The organism is Flavobacterium sp. YJ01 (genome assembly GCF_029320955.1).
GTDB lineage: Bacteria > Bacteroidota > Bacteroidia > Flavobacteriales > Flavobacteriaceae > Flavobacterium.
Genome location: NZ_CP119757.1, coordinates 465,547 through 488,383, shown reverse-complemented (window position 1 = coordinate 488,383; position 22,837 = coordinate 465,547). Strand labels below are relative to the sequence as shown.

Here is a 22,837-nt window from a genome sequence, read left to right as displayed (position 1 = left end):
ATTAAAATTTATAAGTTACGGTTAAGCTCACATTTCTAGGACTTCCAGGAAATAATCTCAAATAATTCTGAGCGCCTAACCAATACGTTTTATTAAGCAGATTTCCTGCATTCAAGGCAATCTGCATATTGCCATTATTGGGTTTATAATAAAGCGCTGCATCAAAAATTGTAAAGTCCGGAATTGTAAAATCTCTTGTAAACCAAGGCACTTTACTGCTTTGATACTGCATTCCTAATCCAATTCCGAAATCATCTAAAGCTGAATGAGAAGCAAAGTTGTAGCGTGTCCATAAATTGGCGCTGTTTTTTGGCGTATTCTGCTTTCTTTGCCCAATTAAAGAAGTATTTGCATCGTTTGTAATTTCAGCATCGATATAACTGTAAGAAGCATTTATCTGCCAATCTTTAGTAATGTAACCCGCTAAATCACACTCAAAACCACGACTTCTTTCAGAACCTCTGGTTACTAACAAATCGGGATTTACAGGATCATTGGCGTTCATCAAAATAATACGCTGATTGATTTCGTAGATCGCCGCGTTAAAACTTACGGAATTATTAAAGAAAACGGCTTTCATTCCAAACTCTTTCAAATCACTTTCCAATGGTTTAAAAAGACTTCCAGCAGGTAAACTTCCTGTTTGTGGCATCAAAGTCGTTGTATTCGATTGTGGCTGATATCCTTCTAAATAAGTCGTATAAACATTTATTGCACTATTTATGGCGTACGTTATTCCAATTCTAGGTAATAAAGCAGATTTTTTGACTGTTAATTCATTGTTTGATTTGTAGTTTGTAATATCTTCAAACCATTCGTTTCTTAGTCCCAATAAAAAAGTAAATTTTTCCCACTGAATTTGATCCTGAATATATATCGCATTGGTTGTTGTAAGTGCTGAAGGAAGCGCTGTACGAACATTCATTACATAATCTTGCGTATTTCTCAACGCATAAGAAGGATTGTTCAAATCGAAGAAATTGACATTTGGTTTTGGTAATAAAACACCATTTAAAGTAACTGTTTGATAATTGGACGCATTGGCTGAAACAAAAGAACTGGCAACCGTTCCGTCTTTTAAAAGATAACCTCTCGCGGCGTTTTGTCCTCCTCCAATATTTTTATTCCAACTGCTTAAATCATATCCAGTTAATAACTTATGATTGAGTTTTCCTGTTTTAAAATCAAAATTAAAATAAGCACTCAAATTGTCAATGTCCCAATATTGCTGACGCTGTACAAATTGCATCATCGCCAAACTCGTAACAGGCTGATTGTTCATATCAACCGCAAAAGCGTTTGTTGTGCGATGTTCCTGAAGATTTTCTGTCCAGGTTTGTTTCATGTACGATGCATTGAAACCAATTTTTGAAGTGAATTTATGAGCTAAATTCGTCATCAAAATCATTTCTTTAGATTTAAAATAATCTCCAGAAGCACCTAAATTTAAACTGATTGGAGTTTTATTTAAATCAGTTTTTCCAGCAACAGCACCAAAAATGGGTTGTCCGCGATCTAGAACTCCAGTCATATCACTTAAAACCAATTCGGTATTGATGGCCGTTTTTTCATTAGGAATGTAAGTAAACGAAGGAGAAATCAAAAAAGACTTATTATTTACCAAATCACGAAATGATTTTGCTTCCTGATAAGCGCCGTTTACACGATATAAAAGTGTTTTGGATTCATTTAAAGGTCCTGTAAAATCTAAAGTCCCGCGAAGTGTGCTAAAACTTCCAACAGTAAGGCTAACTTCTTTTCGGTCAATTGCAAGAGGTTTTTTCGTTACCATATTAATACTTCCGCCTGGATCTACAGAAGAAAATGTCGCGCTCGACGGACCTTTAATTACTTCAACCCGCTCAATATTACTCGTTAATGGCTGTAGAAAATAATATTGTCTGGTTCGCATTCCGTTGATAATTTGCCCTTCTTCATTCTGACTTATCCCACGAATGGTATATTGATTGTAATAGCTCGCTGGAATTACACCGCTGGCCATTTTTACAACATCGGACAAATAAATAGCGCCTTTATCGGCAATTAATTCTTTGGTAATGCTCGAAATAGATTGCGGAATATCTTTGTTTAAAGAAGCTGTTTTTGTAGCAGAAAAAGAATAATCGCTATTATACTTTCGCGTTGAGCGACCGATAATTTCAACGGTTTGCAATTCGTTTCGTTTGCTTTCTAATTCCAAAGAATCTTTAGTAATGCTATCTCTAACTTTTTTGTTAGTTTGCGCATTTAAAATAGAAAAAGTGCTTACCGAAAACAGTAAGCAAAATAGATGTTTCATTTTTATAGTAATGGAAATCGAGTTTCCTTTAAACCGTTTGTAAATACAAATCTTCTAATTCGTTGGCAGAAATTTTCTCCGCTTCAATTACGGTAACCAAATTTCCTTGTTTCATAATACCGATGTGAGTAGCCACTTCGCGCGCCCTGAAAATATCGTGAGTTGCCATTAAAATGGCTGTTCCGTCAGCTGAAAGTTCTTTTAGGATTTGAGAAAATTCATTAGATGCCTTCGGATCCAAACCACTTGTTGGTTCGTCTAATAAAAGCACTTTTGCTTTTTTAGCAATAGCGATTGCAATTCCCACTTTTTGACGCATTCCTTTAGAATAACCGCCCAGATTTTGGTCGTGCGCTTTGGTTTGTAATCCTGCTTTATTTAAAAAATAAACCAATTCTCCTTTTGAGTATTTAAAACCTGCTAATGAAGAGAAAAATTTTAGGTTTTCTAATCCAGTTAAATTCGGATAAAGCATTACTGTTTCTGGAATGTAAGCAACAAATTCTTTTGTTGTTTTAGCATTTAAAATAACAGGTATATCATTAATTTTTAAAGTTCCTTCTGTTGGTTCGATAAAACCTAAAAACAAGTTGATTGTTGTGGTTTTTCCGGCACCGTTTTGACCTAAAAGAGCAAATATTTCTCCTTCTTTAATAGTTAAATTCAGATCGTGTAAAGCAATATTATCGCCATATTTCTTGGTCAGATTTTCAGCTGTAAGCATAATTATTTATGATTTGGATTTTAATTTTTGAGAATTGTAAATAATGTTTCAGGCGAGCTTTAATAAGCCTGCTTGAATAATTTCGATAAAATGAATGATTAAAGTTTACTCCGATTTATTCGCGAAAGCATCACTAAAGCAGACAAAAAATGTCTGATTAATGCTATAATAAATCAAAATAGATTTCTTTGCTCAGAAAGCAAATTAAAAAAAGAGTAAACTAAAATAAAGTAGGAGGTGCTCTTAAGGCAAACAGACTTCCTTTGAAGAATGTGGAAACTGATTTTGTATAAAAAAATGCAGAGATATTTTCAATCTGTACTTTCTGAAAAATTACAAATTGATGCGAATTTGGAATGAAAGTGCTGAATGAAAAATGACAAACATGACATTTTGAATCGACTTCATGGCTATGGGTTATCTGCTTTTGATTGGCACTTGAGTGATGTACACAAGGTTTCTCTGAAAGCTGTTTGAAAAAATGCTCGTAAGAATGCACCGTCTGAAACAGCATGGCACACAATACTGCAAAAGAGGCTAAGAAATTTACTAATACGATTCTTTTTTTCATTCAATGGTTTTGGGTGCAATTTTTAAATATCTAATATTGAAATATATAATCGCAACAGAGTTGCAAATATAGTTATCTTATTTATAATTACTATATCTGCAATGTTTTTTTATCTTTAATTTTGAGTTCAAGCCCTTTAATTACAACCGTTTCACAGGTTACTGTATTGTAATTTTAAAGTGCTAATATCAGAAGAATTGTCTAAGTGTTTACAGAATACTTCCGAAAAAATTGGTTAGGTGTTTTGGATGTTGCCTAATAGAGTCATACAAAATTTTATTATTTTCATGTCCGGCTTTCCAAAAATTGAGCTTGTTTTTACTTACTTTATCAAATTTTTTTTAAGTGCTATTTTTAACATTCTAGAAGAATAAATTAAAAAAGGATTCTAAAAATATATAGTAGAAAACAAACTACTTCTCTGAAGATTATAAGTTAGATATAAACTTATGATCTATAATTAACAGAAAAAATAGTATTAATATGTCAGTTTTTTGTTATAAAATGCAATTTTAACTCGGATTTCTGTTATAATTTTCCTAGTTTTACTCCAATAGCAGTTTCAAAACTGTTCAATTAAATTAAATTTTAGATTGATATTTATGACTTTACAATATCAATTTTTCTAACGAGCATTCCGCTCATTAAAAATACAAATGCTTATGAAAATAGGATTAATCGGATTCGGAAAAACTGGAAAATCAGTAGCTTCAATATTATTAGAAAATAAAAAATTCTGCTTAGAATGGGTTTTAAGACAAAGTACCGTTTTAGAACACAGATCTGTTCCTGAATTTTTTGGAGTGCAGTCAGACGAACCCGGCTTAATCTATTCAAGTTCAAAAACTTCTATTGATGAATTGTTAGAAAAACATCCAGTAGATGTAATTATTGACTTTTCTTCTAATCAAGGGATTTATACTTATGGTGAAGTTGCAGCAAAAAATAAAGTAAAAATAATCTCGGCTATTTCTCATTATAAAGAGAAAGAATTGCAGTTTTTAAAGAAATTAGGACAGAAAACAACCGTTTTTTGGTCGCCAAATATTACTTTGGGAGTTAATTATTTATTGTTTGCAGCCAAGTTTTTAAAGAAAATAGCACCTTGGGTTGATATTGAAGTTAATGAAGAACATTTTAAAGCCAAAGAAGGAACTTCTGGAACAGCAATAAAAATTGCTGAAGCACTAGATGTGGATAAAGAAAATATCAATTCAGTACGTGCGGGCGGAATTGTCGGAAAACATGAAGTTATCTTCGGATTCCCTTTTCAAACGGTACGAATTATTCACGAATCGATTTCAAGAGAAGCCTTTGGAAACGGAGTTATTTTTGTTGCTGAAAATATAAAAGAGAAAGAAAACGGTTTGTATAATTTTGAAGATATTCTAACACCGTATTTTACGGTCTAAATGATTTAATCTCGCAAAGACGCAGAGCCGCAAAGCTTTTCTTTTTTAATAAGCTGTTTAAACTTAGCGGCTCTGCGTCTTTGCGAGAAATTCTCTTTAGTATTTTAAATTACTTTATTTCCTAAAAGCCAAAGCTTTCATATATTCTAAATTCATCTTTGCAATAGAAAGAACCGAAATTCCCTGCGGACATTCGATTTCACACGCACGAGTGTCAGAACATGCGCCAAAGCCTTCTTCATCCATTTTTTTGACCATTGTAAGAGCACGTTTAGAAGCTTCTACTTTTCCTTGTGGCAACAACGCTAAATGCGTTATTTTGGCTCCAACAAATAAAGCTGCGCTTGCATTTTTGCAAGAAGCAACGCAGGCACCGCATCCAATACATGCAGCGGCATCGAAAGCTTCTTCGGCAATTTCATAAGAGATTGGAATACTGTTGGCTTCTGGCGCCTGACCTGTCGATGCTCCAATAAAACCTCCAGAAGCAATAATGGAATCAAAAGCTTTACGATCAATTTTTAAATCTCTTAAAACAGGAAAAGCTTTTGCGCGAAAGGGTTCAATGTAAATTGTATCACCATCTTTAAAACTTCGCATATGAAGCTGGCAGGTGGTTGTATTTTTTATAGGACCATGAGCGCGACCGTTAATCATTACGCCACATTGACCGCAGATTCCTTCACGACAGTCATGATCAAATTCAATAACGCGTTCGCCCTGTTGAATGAGAGACTCGTTTAAGAGATCTAACATTTCTAAAAAAGACATATGTTCTGTCACTTCATCAATTTCGTAATCTGTCATTTCTCCTTTCGATGAAGTATTAAATTGCCTCCAAATTTTAAGATAAAGTTTCATAGATAATTGTTGATTGTTAATTATGAATGGTTAATTGTGTTTGTAATTAACCATTTGCCATTATTTGTAGCTTCTTACGGCGAGTTCTACGGATTCAAAAACTAGAGGTTCTTTGTGCAGTTCGGGTTCGTCTTGATTGCCTTTCCATTCCCAAGCCGAAACGTAACAGAAATCTTCATCATTTCGAACGGCTTCACCATCAGGAGTTTGATATTCTTCTCTAAAATGTGCTCCGCAGGATTCTTCGCGCTGTAAGGCATCATAACACATTAATTCGGCTAATTCTATATAATCAGAAATTCTACCAGCTTTTTCTAGTTCACTGTTTAAAGTATTATCTCCTGTAATTCTGAGATCTTTTTCAAATGAAGCTTTTAATTCTCGGATTTCAATTAAAGCTTCTTCGAGTTTTTTTCTGTTTCTAGAAAGTCCGCATTTTTCGTAAAGAAGACGTCCGATTTTTTTATGAAAATAATCTGCAGAAAATGTTCCGTTGGTATGTAAAAAACGATCCAATTGTCTTCTTACCTCTTTTTCAGCTTCCTCAAAAGCAGGATGTGAAATATCAAATTTGCTGGCGTTCAATTCGCCAGCCAAATAATTCGGAATCGTATAAGGAGCAATAAAATAGCCGTCTACACAAGCTTGAAGCAGCGAATTTGCTCCAAGACGATTAGCGCCGTGATCGGCAAAGTTAGCTTCGCCTAAAGCAAATAAACCAGGAATTGTGGTCATTAATTCATAATCTACCCAAAGTCCGCCCATCGTAAAGTGCGCAGACGGAGAAATAAGCATAGGTTCTTTATAAGCATTTATTCCTGTAATTTTTTCATACATGGTAAAAAGATTGCTGTATTTTACTTCAATTGCATCTTTTCCCTGCGTTTTTATAGCATCAGAAAAATCTAAATAAATAGCGTTTTTCATTGGTCCAACGCCATGTCCGGCATCGATTCTTTCTTTAGCAGCTCTTGAAGAAATATCTCTCGGCGCTAAATTTCCAAAAGAGGGATAACGGCGTTCTAAATAATAATCTCTTTCTTCTTCGGGAATTGAATTGGCATTTCTGCTATCATTTGCCGTTTTAGGAACCCAAATTCTTCCATCATTTCGAAGCGATTCAGACATCAAAGTCAATTTAGATTGATTTTCTCCATGTTGCGGAAGTGAAGTAGGATGAAACTGAATCCAGCTCACGCCAGCCATAAAAGCGCCCTTTTTGTGTGCCCTCCAAACGGCAGAACTGTTACAGCCCATTGCCAAAGTAGATAAATAATATACTTTTCCGTAACCTCCAGTAGCCAAAACCACTACATCGGCGGCATGACGTTCTAAAGTTCCAGTTTCAAGATTTCGTGCAATTATTCCTTTGGCTTTGCCTTCAATAACAACCAATTCGAGCATTTCATGACGCGTGTACAAAGTAATTTTTCCTAAAGCAGCTTGTCGTTCTAAAGCTTGGTAAGCACCCAATAAAAGCTGTTGTCCTGTTTGACCTCTCGCATAGAAAGTTCGTGAAACCTGAACGCCTCCAAAAGAGCGATTATTCAAATAACCTGCATATTCTCTAGCAAAGGGTACACCTTGTGCCACTGCATGATCGATTAGGGCGGCAGAACATTCGGCTAAACGGTAAACATTGGCTTCGCGAGATCTAAAATCTCCGCCTTTGATGGTGTCATAAAACATTCTGAAAGTACTGTCGCCATCATTTTTATAGTTTTTAGCCGCATTTACTCCGCCTTGTGCGGCAACAGAATGGGCGCGTCTGGGAGAATCTTGAAAACAAAATGATTTTACATTATAACCTTGTTCTGCTAAAGATGCCGCACAAGAAGCTCCTGCGAGTCCTGTGCCGACAACTATAACATTTAATTTTTTTCGATTGGCCGGATTTACAAGTTTAGCTTTTGACTTGTAAAGATTCCATTTATCTGCTAGAGGTCCTTCTGGTATTTTTGATTCCATCATTTTTAGGTTTTTAAAATGAATTCATACAAAATTTAAAAAAGCAATCTTTTTGGGGAACTCTAATTTAATATAAAATATTGACTTTTAGATTTATAAAATAAAAATTATTGTTTCGTAATTGGAATCGCTTTACTGCTTGCATTGGTTTTGATGAAATAAATTCCAGTAGCAAATTCAGAAATTGAAATCACATTTCCTGAGCCATGTTTGATTTTACTTCCAGTGGTAGAATATACAGTCCATTCTAGTTCTTTTGACAAGTGAAATATTCCTTTTGACGGATTTGGATAGACCAGAATTTTGTTGGATTCTTCATTTGGATTTTCGACACCTAAATTGCAATTTTCAACCATATAAGAAACCGTTTTGGTATTATTTCCGTTTGAATTGCTCACAGTTAATGACACTTGTCTAGTTCCTTCCGTAGAAAAAATTACCGAATGTGGACCAATTCCAGTTGCTGTTGCAGGTTGTGCATTGTTGCCAAAATTCCAAGAATAAGTATCTACAGTGCCTACAGAAACAGAAGTAAAAGTAACAGCCGTATTTAAACAGCCCATTTGTGGCGTAAATTCAAAATCGGCAATAGGAGCAGTGGTGCTTGCAGACAATACAAATTCCATTTTATTTACATTGATGTCATTTTCTTCAAAGTACAAAGTGATAACATGTGTGCCCTGTGTTAATGCTATGTTTGGAACAGCAACAGTCTGCCAGTTCTGAAAACCTCCTGTGTTTGGAATATTTACTACTCCAGTTGCATTGACACCATCTACTTCAAGATGGAGTTTTCGGGTATTATATGGAGTAGCAATTCTAAGATTGATGGTATAATTTCCAGTTGTATTTACTTTTGCTGTGTATTTTAACCATTCATCTTTAGCAACATAAGCAAGATTAAATCCGCCTTCATTACAAGCTTCAGTTCCAACACCATCGCCGGGTCTGTAAGCAGTATCGCCGCCGCCGTTTTTATCTAAAACCGCTCCAGGACCAATATCGTAATTTTCAGCTTCAATAGTTCCGGGTATTTGAGCAATTATTCCTTGGTAAGGTGCATTTTGAAGAGTTGTTGAAGTATAAAATGCAGTGTAAGTAATTGCTCCCGAGGCAGGAGCTTTAAAAGACTGATTAGCCAATCCGCCTTGACTCCAATGATCAAAATCATAACGAATATTTCCAACATATTGAGGGGTTGGTGCATTTAAAGTTTGTAAAGCAGCATTTGCCACAACTTGTTTTGTTGAAGGCGCTGTAACCGGTTTTTGGTTGAATTCTAAATTTAGCGGAACAGGTGAACTTGTCGCCGTAACATCTACTAGATTGGGTTTAATATCTACAAAAGCAGTTCCCGTTAAACCATTGCTGTCTGTGACTTTTACGGTAAAACGATACCAAACATTTGGTGTTTTTTCTCCTTGATTGGACGCCGTAAAATTTCCTGATTTCACACCTTGCGGACTTGCTCCGGGATGTGAATGACCAGCGCCGGGAATATCTTCGTGGAAAAGATCGATGCTCCAAGAAAAAGCACTTGCGGGCAATGTTCCGTCTTCAACATCAGTAGCTATAGCTTCAAAAGGTACGATGTCATCTGCATTCCATTTTAATGTTGGTAATGGAGAAACAATTGTTACCGTTGGTTTATTGCTAAATGGCGTTACGGTCAAGGTTGCAGGATTGCTGGTTACGTTTCCAGCAGTATTTGTGACAATCACTTTGTAAGCTCCTGCATTTGCATTGGTTACATTTGGGATTGTATATGTTGCCCCAGTTGCACCATTGATATTTACATTATTAAACTGCCATTGATATGTTAAACCTGTCCCGCTCGCCGAAACTGTAAAAGTAACAGGATTAGTTTCCATTATAGATTGAGAAACAGGATGATTAACAATTGTTGGAGCAGCAGTTTCAATATAATCGAGTTTGATTAAAGAACCGTTATTTCCGTAAGCACAATAATAGATGTAGCCGTCATTACCTAACATCATTCCCAATGCTTGTTGTTGTGGAGCTGTAAAAAAGACCGTTGAAACAGGATCTGCAACATTTGGATCAAATGACCTAATTTCTGTTCGAACAAAATCTTTTATAATAAATTTCCCTTGCATATTCGGATATCTCGAAATGGCAGGATTATATAAAACACCATTTGTCAATGCGTTTCCAATACTTCCAGTTGCGTAAGTAAATATCGGATTGGTAAATAAATTAGTTTCAGTTTGCTTTCCATCTCCTCCCTGCGGATGTCCCCAAGCGTAATTGCGAATAGCAGGATTACTGATTTCATTTACTTCTTCCCATGAAGTGCCAACATCTAGAACAAATAATTTGTTGGCAACAGGATTTGCAACCAATCTCCATGGATTTCTGAAACCGTAAACCCAGATGCTTTGTCTTTGTACAGAACCGCTTCCGTAATACGGATTTCCAGGTGCTGGCTGTCCATCTTCGGTTAAACGAAGAATTTTTCCTTTATAGGTATCTAAGTCCTGAGAGTTTGTATTTTGTTGACTGTCACCAACAGTGACATAAAGATAACCATTGAAAAACTTTAAATCTCCTCCATTATGAAATCCACCGCCAATTGGTTCCAAGAGCAAAATTTCTTGTCTATTGACCACTTGATTGGCATTATCTATTTTGATTCTCTCAATGCGATGACGTATTACAGTTCCATCATTAATAGAATAAAAAACGTAAATGTAGCCGTTGGTAGCAAAATCTGGATGTAAAGTTATCCCCAATAATCCCTGTTCGTTATCTGTAACAGTTGTAACAGTAAAAACAGTCGAAACAATGTTGTTTTGAAATACCTTTACTATACCGCCTCGTTCTGCGATAAAAATTCTTCCGTCTGAAGATTGTTCTAAAGCTAAACCTTCTTTAATTACAGAAGTCGGCGTTAGATTTTGAGTAATATATTGGCTGTAGGTTTTTGAGGAAACAAGTAAACCAAAAATTAATAACAGATATAATAATTGCGGTTTCCTGATACTATAAAGTAATTGTTTTTTCATAATTATTCAGAATTTTAAATGATTTGGGTAATCAAATTTAAAGCTTTTCTGTATAATTTATGGAGATTGAAATATTGATCTTTCTATAACAAAGATTAAGAAATTGTAAAGCTCAGTAAGGCTCTACAATTAGAAATGTGCTGTAAAGTTTTTGTAGTGTTTGAATTTGTTCAATCTACTAAATCTACGAGCAAAAAATACTCCCGCAGATTTAGCAGATTTAAAATGAGGTATTTTTGAATAAAAAGTGATTTTATTTCTCAATTATCATTGTAACGCCTTGTCCGCCTGCGGCACAAATGGAAATTAATCCTTTTCCAGAACCTTTTTCGTTTAGTAATTTTGCCATTACACCAATAATTCTGCCTCCAGTTGCGGCAAATGGATGAGCGGCTGCTAGACTGCTGCCTTTTACATTTAATTTAGTACGGTCAATTGCGCCAAGTGTTTTCTTTAAACCTATTTCAGCACTCAATTCAGGACTTTCCCATATTTTTAAAGTTGCTAAAGTTTGAGCTGCAAAAGCTTCATGAATTTCATAATAATCAAAATCTTGCAGGTTTAATTCTGCCTTTTCAAGCATTCTTGATGCAGCAAATAATGGCGCTAACAATAAATTCTGTTGATTTTTCACATATTCGATTGCTGCAATTTCAGCAAAAGTAATATAAGCTAAAATAGGAAGTCCTTGTTCTTTTGCCCATTCTTCGCTAGCCAAAAGTATGCAAGATGCTCCATCTGTTAAAGGAGTTGAATTTCCTGCTGTCAAGGTTCCATTTACTTTATCAAAAGCGGGTTTTAATTTGGCCAATTTTTCAATTGTAGAATCTCTTCTTAGATTATTGTCTTTTTCTAATCCGTTAAAAGGCGTAATCATATCATCAAAAAAGCCTTCATCGTAAGCTTTTGCCATATTTAAATGACTTTTTAGCGCAAATTGATCCTGTTCTTCGCGAGATATTTTATAATATTTAGCTGTAATTTCAGTATGTCCGCCCATTGAAAGTCCCGTTTGAGATTCTTCATTTCTAGGCACAAGCGGACTCAAATCTTTTGGGCGAAGTTTTAAAAATGATTTAATTTTTCCGCCTAATGATTTTGCATATCTAGCTTCTAACAATATTTTTCTAAGTTTTTCACTTACTGCAATTGGCATATCGCTGATTGAATCTACGCCACCAGCAATCCCAGAATCAATCTGTCCTAATGCAATTTTATTGGCAATATAAATGGCACTTTCAATTCCAGTGTCACAAGCTTGTTGTAAATCGCAGGCAGGCGTTGCAGGATCTAAGCTAGTTTGCATGACACATTCGCGAATCAAATTATTGTCGTAAGTATGCTTAATAACAGCACCACCGGCAACTTCACCTAATAATTTTCCTTTCAAATTATATTTATCAATTAAACCATCGAGTGCGGCAATCATCATTTCTTTATTGCCGACATTAGAATACGCTGTATTTGCTCTTGCAAAAGGAATTCTGTTATAACCCACAATAGCTACTTTTCTTATGGTATTTGATTTCATATCAAGATATTATTAAGTGAAAATTTTTGTGCTTTTTAGCATTATAAAGATAAAAATACATTCGGAATTTAAACTTAATGTACATTAATTTCTAAGGAAATACTTCATAAGTAAATTTTTCACGCTTCGATTCCTTACTAATTGATTGTAAATTGTTAGATTTATTTAGAATGAATAAAAATAATTTGGAAAAGTTAAGATTTGAAATTACTTTTGTGCCATAAAATTTAAAACCAAACCAAAATGAAAATAATTTTTGATGCAAAAGTTTACTTTTTCGTGTTGTTTTTGAGTTCAATAACTATGATTGGACAGCAACTTGGAACAATTAATGGAAAAGTTTCTTTAAGTGGAAATAAACCTGCAGGAGATGTTTCTGTAACTTTAAAAGGAACGAAATATTCAGATGTTACAAGTGTTTCAGGACATTATGAAATTAAAAATATTAAACCAGGAACGTATACGATTCTTTTAAGAGGAGTTGGTATTCAGCCAGTTGAAGAAAGTATTGTGGTAAGTTCAAAACAGGCTACAATTAAAAACTTTGTGCTTTCAGAAAGTCAAGAAGATCTTGAAGAAGTTGTTATTAAAAAGAACAAATACAAGCAAGACAAACCTTCACTGTCATTACGTCTTCAGACTCCAGTTTTAGAAATTCCTCAAAACGTTCAAATTGTAAGTGCTCAAACCTTAAAAGATCAGCAGATTACAAGTATGAGTGATGGAGTTATTCGTAATGTGAGTGGTGCTGTTCGTTTAGAGCACTGGGGAGATTTATATACTAATATTACGATGAGAGGTTCTCAAATTCAGGCTTTTAGAAATGGGTTTAACGTAGTTTCTTCTTTCTGGGGACCGTTGACAGAAGATATGAGTTTTGTAGATCATATTGAATTCGTAAAGGGGCCAGCTGGATTTATGCTTTCTAGCGGTGATCCAAGCGGTTTATATAATGTTGTAACTAAAAAACCAACAGGAGTTACAAAAGGAGAAGTTACCGCAACCGCAGGAAGTTACGACTTTTATAGAGTAAGTCTTGATCTTGATGGAAAATTAGATAAAAAAGGAAAATTATTATATAGATTCAACGGATCTGCACAAAACAAAGGTTCTCACCGTCAATTTGAGAGAAACAACCGTTATGTAATTGCTCCTGTACTTTCTTATCAGATAGATGATAAAACAAAAATTACGGCAGAATACAATTTTCAGTATGCTAATATGACTGAAGTTGGTTCTTACTATGTTTTCGGACCTGAAGCGGGTGGATATGCAACTTTGCCAGTTGGATTTACAATGACACAGCCAGGACTTCCAGATACTAACATTCAGGATCACAGTGGGTATTTAATGTTTGAACATAAATTTGACGAAAACTGGAAACTTAGCGCTCAAACTTCTTATTTTAAATACATTCAGCAAGGATACAGCTCTTGGCCAGGAGTAGTTGGTCCAGGTCCAGCTGATAGAGATTTTGACGGTGTTCCTGAAGGAAATCTTGCTTACGGAGACATTATTAGAAACGTTGGTATTTGGGATGCAGAAAGTAATATGTATTTGGGGCAAGTATTCGTAAATGGAAAATTCAATACTGGAAATGTTTCTCATAAAATATTAGCAGGCGTAGATTTAGGAAGTAAAGATTATATGGCAGATTGGGGACAATCTCATGATTTAGATACTCCAGCAAATCCGTTTAATGTATACAATCCTAATTATGGTACGCCATCTAATGGTTTTCCACAGTTTGATCATACAACACCACTTTCAGTAAGAGCAAAAGCAATTGGTGGTTTAATGAGTACAGAATATGCTGCAGGATATATTCAGGACGAATTAGGTTTCTTTGAAAATAAAGTAAGATTAACACTTGCTGGAAGATACACTTGGATTAGTCAAGCAAGTTGGGGAGGAGCTCCAATTTCTGACAGCCACATTACGCCACGTGCAGGTTTAAGTGTTTCAATTGACGAAAATACTTCTGTTTACGGATTATACGATCAAGCCTTCATTCCGCAATCTGGTGTGATTAGAAATGGTGACAAAGTGAAGCCACTTACTGGTAACAATACAGAAGTTGGTATTAAAAGAGATTGGTTTGATGGTTCATGGAGCACAACTTTATCGGCTTACAGTATCTTGAAAAAGAACGAACTTACTGGTGATCCTGCAAATACTCCAGGACAGCAATTTAGTGTTGTATTAGGAGAAAAAAGAGCACAAGGTGTTGAATTTGACGTAAGAGGAAAAATCTTTGACGGATTAAATTTAATTGCTAATTATGCATTCACAGAATCTATTGTAAACGAAGTTGATCCTGCGGTTTCTGCAGCAACAGGAATTAAAAAAGGTGATATCGTACCAGGTTATGCAAAACATACAGCAAATGCATGGTTAAATTACACGCTTCAAAACGGTAAATTGAAAGGATTTGGTGCTTCTATTGGAGGAACTTTCCTTGACGGACGCCAAACAGATACTTGGAGTGTAGGATTAGAAAGATTACCTTCTTACTTTAAATTAGATGGAGGTTTATCTTATGAAACTGGTAAGTTTAAAGTTACTGCAAACGTATTCAATATCTTAGATAAATATATTTATAGTGGTTCATACTATAGTTGGTTAAATGCTTATTACTGGCAGACTGAAGCACCAAGAAACTTTAGAGTTGGTGTTACTTATAAATTGTAGTTTTTTTTTGAGGTTCAAAGGCTCAGAGGTACTGAGGTACTGAGGTTTTTTGATGAACTGTTTTTTTGAATTGCCTCCAGTTTTAACTGGAGGTGATAAATTAAGATTGGAAAAAAAGGCTTTAGCCAAACATCACTAGTTTGGCTAAAGCCTTTTATATTTGTTCTATATTCTCATGCGGCTAAAGCTGAAAGTTATTCGATTTCTAATGGAAATCCTTTTTAATCCTCTTAATCTGTGGCATAAAAAAAATTATCCCTTCCTAATCAACGGAATCAATTTTGTTCCAATTAATTCTATGGCATTCATTAATTGTTTGTGTGTTAACCCTGCATTATCCATTTGAAAAGTAAATCGGTCAACACCACCGAGAGCTTCACTATGACGAAGAATTTTTTCTGCTGCTCTTTCTGGACTTCCAACAATTAAAACTCCCAAATCATCGATTAAGCCATCAAATTTGCCTTTTGTTACAGGAGGCCAGCCTCTTTCATATCCTAATTTTGTCCATAATTCGGCATAACCAGGATAATAATCTGCAATAGCATTTTCTGTTGTTGTGCCAATATAACCTGGCGAATGCAGTCCGACTTTTAATTCTTCGGGTTTATAACCTGCAGCTTTTCCAGCTTGACGGTATAAATCGACTAAAGGTTTAAAACGATGTGTTTGTCCGCCAATAACAGCAACCATTAACGGAAGTCCGAGAGAACCCGCTCTTATAAAAGATTCTGGTGTTCCGCCAACTCCAAGCCAAATTGGCATTTTTTCCTGTAAAGCTCTCGGATAAACTGGCAAATCGTTAATCGCTGGACGAAATTTCCCTTGCCAAGTCACAAATTCATTATCTCGGATCTGTAAAAGCAATTCTAATTTTTCGCTGAAAAGCGCATCATAATCATTCAAATTATAACCGAAAAGAGGATAAGCTTCAATAGAAGAACCGCGACCGACAACAATTTCAGCTCTTCCTTTCGAAATTAAATCTAAAGTCGCAAAACTTTGATAAACTCTAACAGGATCTGCTGCACTTAAAACAGAAACCGCACTTGCCAATCTTATATTTTTTGTTCTTGCCGCCGCTGCACTCAAAATAACAGCGGTAGCAGAATCTAAAAACTCCTTTTTATGATGTTCTCCAATTCCGAAAACATCAAGACCAACCTGATCTGCAAATTCAATTCGCTGCAAAAGCTGCTCCATGGCATCAACACTGCTCAGCGTGTTGTTGTCTCCATACATTGCCGAAGCAAAACTGTCTATACCTATTTCCATTTTTTTTTTTGCTTTAAGCTATAGGCTGTAAGCTGTAAGCAATTTTAGGAAGCCTAAAGCCTACAGCTTATAGCCTAAAGCAATATTAATGTGAAAATCCAAATGATATACTTATAATAATAATCAAAATTACGATTAAAGTAATGCCAACATACAGATAATCTTTCTCTAATAAAAAAGAGAATAACGAAAGCAAAACACGTAAAACGGGTGTTAAAAACAATAAAATAATTCCTGTAAAAATTAACGACGCTCCATCTCCCTGAATTGCTCCTTGATAAATAGCAGCAATTACTTCGAATATATTACGGTCATTTTCTTTAAAAACAGAATAATCTTCAATTTGGCTTCCGTGATTCATTAAATACACAATTCCACCAATAAAAGCGACTGATAATGAAATCCAAACGCCATAACGAAGTAAGTTTCCGATAATGGTTTGAAAATCTTTTTCTCCAAATTTTTCTTCTTGTACCATATTAGATTTTTCCATTTAGTCCGTTATAAATCATATTTACTGCCAAGACAAAAATCAGACAGGCAAAAAAGATTCTCAATTTCTTCGGATTGGTTCGTACTAAAATTTTAGCACCAGCCATTGCTCCAAATAAAACTCCAATGACAACAGGCATACAAATTCCAGGTTCAATATATCCTTTTTGAATGTAAATTACAGAACTCGCCATTGCCGTAACTCCCATCATGAAATTACTCGTTGTAGTCGAAACTTTAAAAGGAACTCTCATAATGTTGTCCATTGCAATTACTTTAAAAGCGCCAGAACCAATTCCTAATAAACCAGACATCATTCCTGCAATTCCCATCATGCTAAAACCACCAAGAACATTTTTAGTTCCGTATTTTACAACTTGACCATCGTGTGTTGGATAAGTTCCTTCTAATTTTAGTTTTTTAGCCAACGGACTAGATTCTAATACAATGTGTTCTTCTTTCTTTCGAAGCGAATTAATGGCAGAAAAAATCAACGTTAAACCGAATAAAACGGCGATAAAAGAAGTAGGAGCAACGGTAGAAAGTAATGCACCGCAAACGGCTCCGATAGTGGTGGCGATTTCAAGAAAAATTCCCATTCTCATATTGGTAATTCCTTCTTTTACATAAGCTGCAGCAGAGCCTGAAGAGGTTGCGATAACGGAGACTAAAGCGGCTCCAATAGCATAATGAATGTCGACACCAAGAATAATGGTAAGAAGCGGAATGATGATAATTCCACCTCCTAAGCCTGATAATGAACCGATAAAGCCAGCTAAAAAAGCGCCCAGAATCATAATCAGCGTAAAGGTAAGTATTGTCATTTAAGATATGTTTTTGTATCTGCTAATTTACGAATACAAATTTGTTCAGGAACTTAAATATACCTTAAAAAATAGTTTTTAGTTTTTAGTTGATGGTTGATGGTTTCTTATTGGTAGATTTATTTAACTAATGTGTTTGATGCGAAAAACTTTGTCAAAGTTTCAAATTTTGACAAAGCTACCCTTTCTTGCCACAAAGACTGCAATTGAGACTAAATACTACGACTGAAAACTGAACACTAAAAAAACTATGTATATTTGAAACCATAATGATTACTAAAAGAGCAGTATTGAAGAATAAAATACTCACATATTCCTTAACGCATCACAAGAGTTTATTTTCTTACGCAGATCACAAAGAGTACTTCTATATCGAGACTAGCGAGCATCCTTATATTAGCGAGCCTTATCGTGCCGAAAGCTATGCAATTGAGTTTCTAAGAAAAGGAAGTATAATAATGCATACTGGGCTCGAAACAAAAGTGGTTCATGCTCCAGCTATTATCGCTTTAGGACCTTCGGTAATAAGAAGTTTTTCTAAAAATGAGGACGAAATTCTAATTGATATACTATTTTTTAAACCGCAGTTTTTCCTAGAAAATCAAGCAAATGTGTTTTTTCTAACACAATATGTTTTTTTTGAAAATAATGATAGCAACACATTTTCACTCATCAAAACAGATGAAAGCAAGTTTCAACGTATTTTTAGCTTGATCAAAGAAGTGTCAGAAAGTCAATCGAAGCATCAAGCCTCTATTTTGAGAAGTTATTTGTACATTTTAATTTATGAAATTGATGGTATTCATAAAGAAAAAATTGCCACTGAAATACAAAATCCTTTATATGAAAAGTTTAAAGAACTTCTTTTTAAAGACTTCATGAATTTCAGAACAGTACAGCATTATGCAGATGAATTAAATGTAAGCCGAAAATATTTGTCTGAAGTCATAAAAAAACATAGCGGAAAAACGGCTAGTGATTGGATTAGTGAAATGGTAATTTTGGAAGCTAAAGTTTTGTTGCAGGATAAAAAAATGTCAATCAATCAGATAAGCGATTTACTTCATTTTTCTGATCAATCTATTTTTGGAAGGTTCTTTAAAAACTATGAAGGTATTTCGCCTTTAGAATATCGAAAAAAACAGATCGATTAAAATCATTTTCCGACATTTTGCACAATTCAGAAGTCGTTTCGCTCTTTTTTTAGACCAACATTAGATGCAATTTTGCGTTTTATTTTTAAAGAAAAGAAATGAGTAAAATTGCAAAATTTGTTGTTATAATCAATGATAATGTCTCTTGGATGGAAGACAAAGCCGTTCAATTCTATACCAATTTATTTAAGGAAAAAGATTTAGCAGAAAAATATGTCGAACAGCATCTTTCGAAAAAGGAGTTGTTTCGAATACAGAACGATTTTTCGATCGAGATTTTAATGGCTTATCTTGACGAAGCTCCACAATCGTATTTAAAATTAGATTCGTCGAGAATATTAAACGAAAACCTCGGAGTATCAAAAGCAATCAATCTGAGTGAGATTGTTTATTTTGATGAAGAAGATTTAAAAGTGCTTATTAAACGTGCTGAACAAATTGCTTCTCAGCGAAAACACGATTTAATTTGGGTGAGCGCTTTTGCCGTAGATATTGCTTTGATCGATATATTGCGATCATTAAATTACGAAGAATTTGATTGGCAAGAAAGCTTTGAAAGTCAATTTCCGAAACGAATTTATCTCCGAAAAAATGTAAACTGATTTATTTTTTAGGTTGATAGTCGATGGTTGATGGTTGATGGTTGATGGTTTTTGGTTGATGGTTTTTGGTTGTTAGCGAAAAATTTTTAACTTATCAAACAAAAACATCAACCTAAAAAAACTATATCCTATTGTCAACGGCATAGGATGATTTACCAATATTGGCAAGAAGTAATGCCGCCGCTGCGCTTGTCCAAACCGAATAATCTAAAGGTGCTTTTACAGAAACAGAAACTGCCATTGCAAACCCGAAAAAGAAAAGTAAAAAAGCAGTTCCTAAAGCAGCGAGTCTTGTTTTAAATCCGAAAAGCAATAATAAACTCAGTAAAACTTCTAAAAAAGTAGCGATTGCGCCCAAAATTTCTGCTGTGGATTTGTTTGCATAAGGATTTAAAGTATTGGTATAAATAACGAAGTTTTCCCAATTTCCCCAAGCAACGCCATTTGAGCCGGGTGCTCCCCAAATTCCAAATCGATCAGCTACCGCCGAAAGCATTGTGATTGCTAAAACTATTCTTAAAATTAAACCTGCTTCTAGTATGGTTATGTTTTTCATTCTAAATATTAATTTTTATTTCGATGTATTAAACGAATTCTTTTTGGAAAATAAAGAAAAATCGTCCGGTCATTTTGTAATAACGACAGAATCAAGATCAAATTGTTTTAAATTATCGATAAAATGCTTAAAAAGTCGACAAAAACTATTTAATCTGTTTTTTGAATGCCTTCAAATTATATTTCATGATTCGTTATTTGGGACTTATTTGAAGATGATCCAATTTTTTTCCGACCAGAGTTTTTTCTCCAACTACATTGAATCCGAGTTTTAAATAAAGGTTTTTTGCCAGTGGATTATCTTCTTCAACCAATAATCCCAACGTCTGTTTATTTTTATGGACAAATTCATCAATTAGAAATAAAAGTAATTTTGAACCAATACCTTTTCCTTGATGGTTTGGATTTACGCCTAGAGAATCGATATAATATTCTCCGTCCTTTGTTTCAAATTCAGGATCAAATGCTGGATTATAATTTTCCCTCACAAATTCAATTATCGGATTTCGTAATGCTTCTATATCTGCACCTTTATAAATGTTTACAGCACCAATAATTTCATTATTTTCTTCGGCGACAAAGCAATTTTGATACGAATATTGATTGTTTTCTCTTTCGATAAAATGTTCCAGAAAGTCTTTCGCGGAAGCGTAATCTTCTTTCGCTATAAATTTATAAATGATATCTTCCATTGCTAATAATAATATAGGAGCAATTTGTTTTGAATCGGATATTGTGGCTTTTCTGATATTCATTATAATTTTATTTTAAACAAATTTACTTATAAATATATTTTCACGCAGATTGAAAAAGATTTTAGCAGATTTTCTAAGATTTAAAATTAATAAATCTATTGAAATCCGCTTAAATCTGCCAAATCTGCGTGAAATAAAAAGCTCCACAACTTAGAATCTTAGAAGCTTTAAAAAAATGCTGAATTTTTACCGATATAGTATAAAAATATACCAATTCCAAAATTGAAACAGCTTGTATCTTTGTTAGTATATTTTAAACCAAAATTTTTAAACATGAAAGCAATAGGATTTAAAACCTCATTACCTATAGAAAACCCAGAAAGTTTTATCGAATTTGAAGCCGCAAAACCAATACCTGGACCTCACGATTTATTAGTGAAAATTGATGCGATTTCAGTAAATCCAGTCGATTTTAAGATTCGCCAGAACAGTGCAAAAGATACCGTTTTAGAAACACCAAAAATTATTGGTTGGGATGCTGTTGGAATTGTACAAGCCGTAGGACAAGACGTAACTCTATTCGAAGTAGGTGATCCTGTATATTATGCAGGAGATATTACCAAACAAGGAAGTAATGCTGAATATCAGATTATTGACGAAAGAATTGTTGGCAGAAAACCAAAATCTTTAAGCGTTGAAGAAGCTGCTGTGATTCCGTTAACAGCTTTAACAGCTTGGGAAATTTTATTTGACAGAATCAGAATTAGTGCTGAAAAAGACAAAGGAAAATCAATTTTAATTATTGGAGGAGCAGGAGGAGTAGGTTCTATTGCGATTCAATTGGCTAAGAAAATAGCGGGTTTAACTGTTATTGCAACAGCGTCGCGTTCTGAAACAATTGATTGGTGCAAAAAACAAGGAGCCGATTTTGTAGTAGACCACAAAGATTTGGTTTCTTCAGTTCGTGAAGCTGGTTTTGAGTATGTTGACTTTATTTTAGATTTTGTAGATACCAATGCCTATTGGGATACAATGGTAGAATTGATTAAACCACAAGGACATATTGCTTCAATTACAGGAAGTAGCGATCCTGTTGCATTAACAAAACTTAAAAGTAAAAGTGTTTCTTTCTCTTGGGAATTGATGTATACTCGATCTATGTATCAGACAGAAGATATGGTCGAACAACATAACATTTTAAATATTGTAGCTGATTTGCTTGATGATGGAATTCTGAAAACGACTTTAAACACAACATTTGATGGATTTACGGCCGAAAATCTTAAAAAAGCACACGAACTCTTAGAATCTGGAAGAACAATTGGAAAGATTGCAATAAAATTTTAAGCTAATAAATGCTAATGTGATAGCTTAGGAAAGGTTATTTAGAATAATTTTAAATAATATTATTTTAGGAAAACAAATTTTTGTATTTTAGTCGCCTTACAAGCCAAATTTGTATTTAAATTTTAACCTAAACAAACATTTATTTATGATTTTAAAAAACACAGACCTCGGATTATTGCTTTTGCGCATAAGCACTGGTGGATTAATGCTTTTTCATGGTGTTTCTAAATTGATTCACGGAATTTCGTTCCTTGTAGAAAACATGGGCGCATTTGGATATGCAGTTTACATCGGTGAAGTTTTAGCGCCAATTGCTATTCTAATCGGATTTAGAACTAGAATTGCCGCAGTTCTTCTTGCTGTAACTTGTATTGTGGCAGTTGCTACCGCGCACGCTCAAGAAATTTTCACAATCAGCGAGCACGGAGGTTATGCTTTAGAATTATTGGCACTTTACCTTTTTGGTGCTCTTGCTTTGTTTTTTACAGGAGCTGGGAAATATGCGGTTTCTAAAGCAAATAAGTGGGATTAAATTAAAAGTCACTTTATAAAAAATAAAAGCTCTAAGTTTCGATTTAGAGCTTTTGTTGTTTAAAAATATTATATCTGTTTCAAGTTTCAGGTTTCAAGTTTATTCAAAGTATAATTCTTTGAGAACTTAAAAATAAAATGTAAAGCTTAGAAAAAACTTTAATTCTTTGCGAAAAACCTTCGCGATCTTTGCGTTACAAAAAAAGCTTAATCGGATAAAATCACATTTTCACCGAACAGATTGTTTGTTCTACCGACAACAATTTTAATTTATTTACA

18 protein-coding genes are annotated in these 22,837 nt (G+C 34.4%); 6 read left to right on the top strand and 12 right to left on the bottom strand.

Translation table 11 applies throughout. The annotated features are described in order from the left end of the window. Position 1: 1 nt before the first annotated feature. The 3 genes from P0R33_RS02215 to P0R33_RS02205 all read right to left on the bottom strand — a co-directional run bounded on the left by P0R33_RS02215 (position 2) and on the right by P0R33_RS02205 (position 3,594). Positions 2-2,299 (bottom strand): TonB-dependent siderophore receptor, encoded by a 2,298-nt coding sequence (locus P0R33_RS02215; protein ID WP_276174011.1) that lies wholly within the window; start codon positions 2,297-2,299, stop codon positions 2-4. A 28-nt stretch (positions 2,300-2,327) separates the two neighbouring features. Further along, complete coding sequence (locus P0R33_RS02210; RefSeq protein ID WP_276174010.1) at positions 2,328-3,023, bottom strand: ATP-binding cassette domain-containing protein; 696 nt, start codon at positions 3,021-3,023, stop codon at positions 2,328-2,330. Between the two features lie 220 nt (positions 3,024-3,243). Beyond that, entirely contained in the window at positions 3,244-3,594 is a 351-nt protein-coding gene (locus tag P0R33_RS02205) for a hypothetical protein (protein ID WP_276174009.1), read from the bottom strand. Between the two features lie 662 nt (positions 3,595-4,256). Here P0R33_RS02205 and P0R33_RS02200 point away from each other — a divergent pair. After that, on the top strand, positions 4,257-5,006 hold the full coding sequence (locus P0R33_RS02200; protein WP_276174008.1) for a dihydrodipicolinate reductase C-terminal domain-containing protein: 750 nt from the start codon (positions 4,257-4,259) through the stop codon (positions 5,004-5,006). A 114-nt stretch (positions 5,007-5,120) separates the two neighbouring features. On the opposite strand, the gene P0R33_RS02195 is transcribed toward P0R33_RS02200, so the two are convergent. From P0R33_RS02195 to P0R33_RS02180, 4 genes are all read right to left on the bottom strand, one after another. Then, entirely contained in the window at positions 5,121-5,867 is a 747-nt protein-coding gene (locus tag P0R33_RS02195; RefSeq protein WP_276174007.1) for a succinate dehydrogenase/fumarate reductase iron-sulfur subunit, read from the bottom strand. Between the two features lie 60 nt (positions 5,868-5,927). After that, complete coding sequence (locus tag P0R33_RS02190) at positions 5,928-7,838, bottom strand: fumarate reductase/succinate dehydrogenase flavoprotein subunit (RefSeq protein WP_276174006.1); 1,911 nt, start codon at positions 7,836-7,838, stop codon at positions 5,928-5,930. Between the two features lie 104 nt (positions 7,839-7,942). Further along, positions 7,943-10,861 (bottom strand): PQQ-dependent sugar dehydrogenase, encoded by a 2,919-nt coding sequence (locus tag P0R33_RS02185; protein WP_276174005.1) that lies wholly within the window; start codon positions 10,859-10,861, stop codon positions 7,943-7,945. 253 nt (positions 10,862-11,114) lie between these two features. Further along, a complete protein-coding gene (locus P0R33_RS02180; RefSeq protein ID WP_276174004.1) occupies positions 11,115-12,392 on the bottom strand; it encodes an acetyl-CoA C-acetyltransferase in 1,278 nt (425 codons plus the stop codon). Positions 12,393-12,635: 243 nt separating this feature from the next. On the opposite strand from P0R33_RS02180, the gene P0R33_RS02175 reads away from it, so the two are divergent. Next, positions 12,636-15,083, top strand: coding sequence for a TonB-dependent receptor (locus P0R33_RS02175; RefSeq protein ID WP_276174003.1), 2,448 nt, complete (start codon positions 12,636-12,638; stop codon positions 15,081-15,083). Between the two features lie 252 nt (positions 15,084-15,335). Here P0R33_RS02175 and P0R33_RS02170 read toward each other — a convergent pair whose 3' ends face one another. The 3 genes from P0R33_RS02170 to P0R33_RS02160 all read right to left on the bottom strand — a co-directional run bounded on the left by P0R33_RS02170 (position 15,336) and on the right by P0R33_RS02160 (position 17,674). After that, positions 15,336-16,358 (bottom strand): LLM class flavin-dependent oxidoreductase, encoded by a 1,023-nt coding sequence (locus P0R33_RS02170; protein WP_276174002.1) that lies wholly within the window; start codon positions 16,356-16,358, stop codon positions 15,336-15,338. Between the two features lie 85 nt (positions 16,359-16,443). Further along, positions 16,444-16,851, bottom strand: a complete 408-nt coding sequence (locus P0R33_RS02165; RefSeq protein WP_276174001.1) for a DUF1634 domain-containing protein — start codon at positions 16,849-16,851, stop codon at positions 16,444-16,446. Then, the gene (locus P0R33_RS02160) at positions 16,838-17,674 is read right to left on the bottom strand and encodes a sulfite exporter TauE/SafE family protein (protein ID WP_229351414.1); all 837 of its coding nucleotides are present in this window, start codon (positions 17,672-17,674) and stop codon (positions 16,838-16,840) included. The genes P0R33_RS02165 and P0R33_RS02160 overlap by 14 nt, the downstream gene beginning before the upstream one ends. Positions 17,675-17,964: 290 nt before the next feature. Here P0R33_RS02160 and P0R33_RS02155 point away from each other — a divergent pair, with 290 nt between their 5' ends. Together P0R33_RS02155 and P0R33_RS02150 are read left to right on the top strand one after the other, a co-directional pair. Then, entirely contained in the window at positions 17,965-18,828 is an 864-nt protein-coding gene (locus tag P0R33_RS02155; protein ID WP_276174000.1) for a helix-turn-helix domain-containing protein, read from the top strand. A 98-nt stretch (positions 18,829-18,926) separates the two neighbouring features. Then, positions 18,927-19,430 carry a hypothetical protein gene (locus P0R33_RS02150; protein WP_276173999.1) on the top strand — a complete coding sequence of 168 codons (504 nt, stop codon included), beginning with the start codon at positions 18,927-18,929 and terminating at the stop codon, positions 19,428-19,430. Positions 19,431-19,551: 121 nt separating this feature from the next. Here the strand turns inward: P0R33_RS02150 and P0R33_RS02145 are convergent, their stop codons facing one another. Next, complete coding sequence (locus P0R33_RS02145) at positions 19,552-19,986, bottom strand: DoxX family membrane protein (RefSeq protein WP_276173998.1); 435 nt, start codon at positions 19,984-19,986, stop codon at positions 19,552-19,554. 193 nt (positions 19,987-20,179) lie between these two features. Then, positions 20,180-20,740 carry a GNAT family N-acetyltransferase gene (locus P0R33_RS02140; RefSeq protein ID WP_276173997.1) on the bottom strand — a complete coding sequence of 187 codons (561 nt, stop codon included), beginning with the start codon at positions 20,738-20,740 and terminating at the stop codon, positions 20,180-20,182. Positions 20,741-21,013: 273 nt separating this feature from the next. Here P0R33_RS02140 and P0R33_RS02135 point away from each other — a divergent pair, with 273 nt between their 5' ends. Further along, complete coding sequence (locus P0R33_RS02135) at positions 21,014-22,027, top strand: zinc-binding alcohol dehydrogenase family protein (RefSeq protein ID WP_276173996.1); 1,014 nt, start codon at positions 21,014-21,016, stop codon at positions 22,025-22,027. Between the two features lie 145 nt (positions 22,028-22,172). Further along, entirely contained in the window at positions 22,173-22,559 is a 387-nt protein-coding gene (locus P0R33_RS02130; RefSeq protein WP_276173995.1) for a DoxX family protein, read from the top strand. The last annotated feature ends 278 nt before the right edge of the window (positions 22,560-22,837 follow it).

Bases quoted from the DNA above. Each gene is read 5' to 3' on its own strand.
- P0R33_RS02205 (WP_276174009.1), bottom strand. From the start codon at position 3,594: ATGAAAAAAAGAATCGTATTAGTAAATTTCTTAGCCTCTTTTGCAGTA.
- P0R33_RS02185 (WP_276174005.1), bottom strand. From the start codon at position 10,861: ATGAAAAAACAATTACTTTATAGTATCAGGAAACCGCAATTATTATAT.
- P0R33_RS02160 (WP_229351414.1), bottom strand. From the start codon at position 17,674: ATGACAATACTTACCTTTACGCTGATTATGATTCTGGGCGCTTTTTTA.
- P0R33_RS02215 (WP_276174011.1), bottom strand. From the start codon at position 2,299: ATGAAACATCTATTTTGCTTACTGTTTTCGGTAAGCACTTTTTCTATT.
- P0R33_RS02190 (WP_276174006.1), bottom strand. From the start codon at position 7,838: ATGATGGAATCAAAAATACCAGAAGGACCTCTAGCAGATAAATGGAAT.
- P0R33_RS02195 (WP_276174007.1), bottom strand. From the start codon at position 5,867: ATGAAACTTTATCTTAAAATTTGGAGGCAATTTAATACTTCATCGAAA.
- P0R33_RS02135 (WP_276173996.1), top strand. From the start codon at position 21,014: ATGAAAGCAATAGGATTTAAAACCTCATTACCTATAGAAAACCCAGAA.
- P0R33_RS02150 (WP_276173999.1), top strand. From the start codon at position 18,927: ATGAGTAAAATTGCAAAATTTGTTGTTATAATCAATGATAATGTCTCT.
- P0R33_RS02145 (WP_276173998.1), bottom strand. From the start codon at position 19,986: ATGAAAAACATAACCATACTAGAAGCAGGTTTAATTTTAAGAATAGTT.
- P0R33_RS02210 (WP_276174010.1), bottom strand. From the start codon at position 3,023: ATGCTTACAGCTGAAAATCTGACCAAGAAATATGGCGATAATATTGCT.
- P0R33_RS02200 (WP_276174008.1), top strand. From the start codon at position 4,257: ATGAAAATAGGATTAATCGGATTCGGAAAAACTGGAAAATCAGTAGCT.
- P0R33_RS02130 (WP_276173995.1), top strand. From the start codon at position 22,173: ATGATTTTAAAAAACACAGACCTCGGATTATTGCTTTTGCGCATAAGC.
- P0R33_RS02180 (WP_276174004.1), bottom strand. From the start codon at position 12,392: ATGAAATCAAATACCATAAGAAAAGTAGCTATTGTGGGTTATAACAGA.
- P0R33_RS02175 (WP_276174003.1), top strand. From the start codon at position 12,636: ATGAAAATAATTTTTGATGCAAAAGTTTACTTTTTCGTGTTGTTTTTG.
- P0R33_RS02165 (WP_276174001.1), bottom strand. From the start codon at position 16,851: ATGGAAAAATCTAATATGGTACAAGAAGAAAAATTTGGAGAAAAAGAT.
- P0R33_RS02170 (WP_276174002.1), bottom strand. From the start codon at position 16,358: ATGGAAATAGGTATAGACAGTTTTGCTTCGGCAATGTATGGAGACAAC.
- P0R33_RS02140 (WP_276173997.1), bottom strand. From the start codon at position 20,740: ATGAATATCAGAAAAGCCACAATATCCGATTCAAAACAAATTGCTCCT.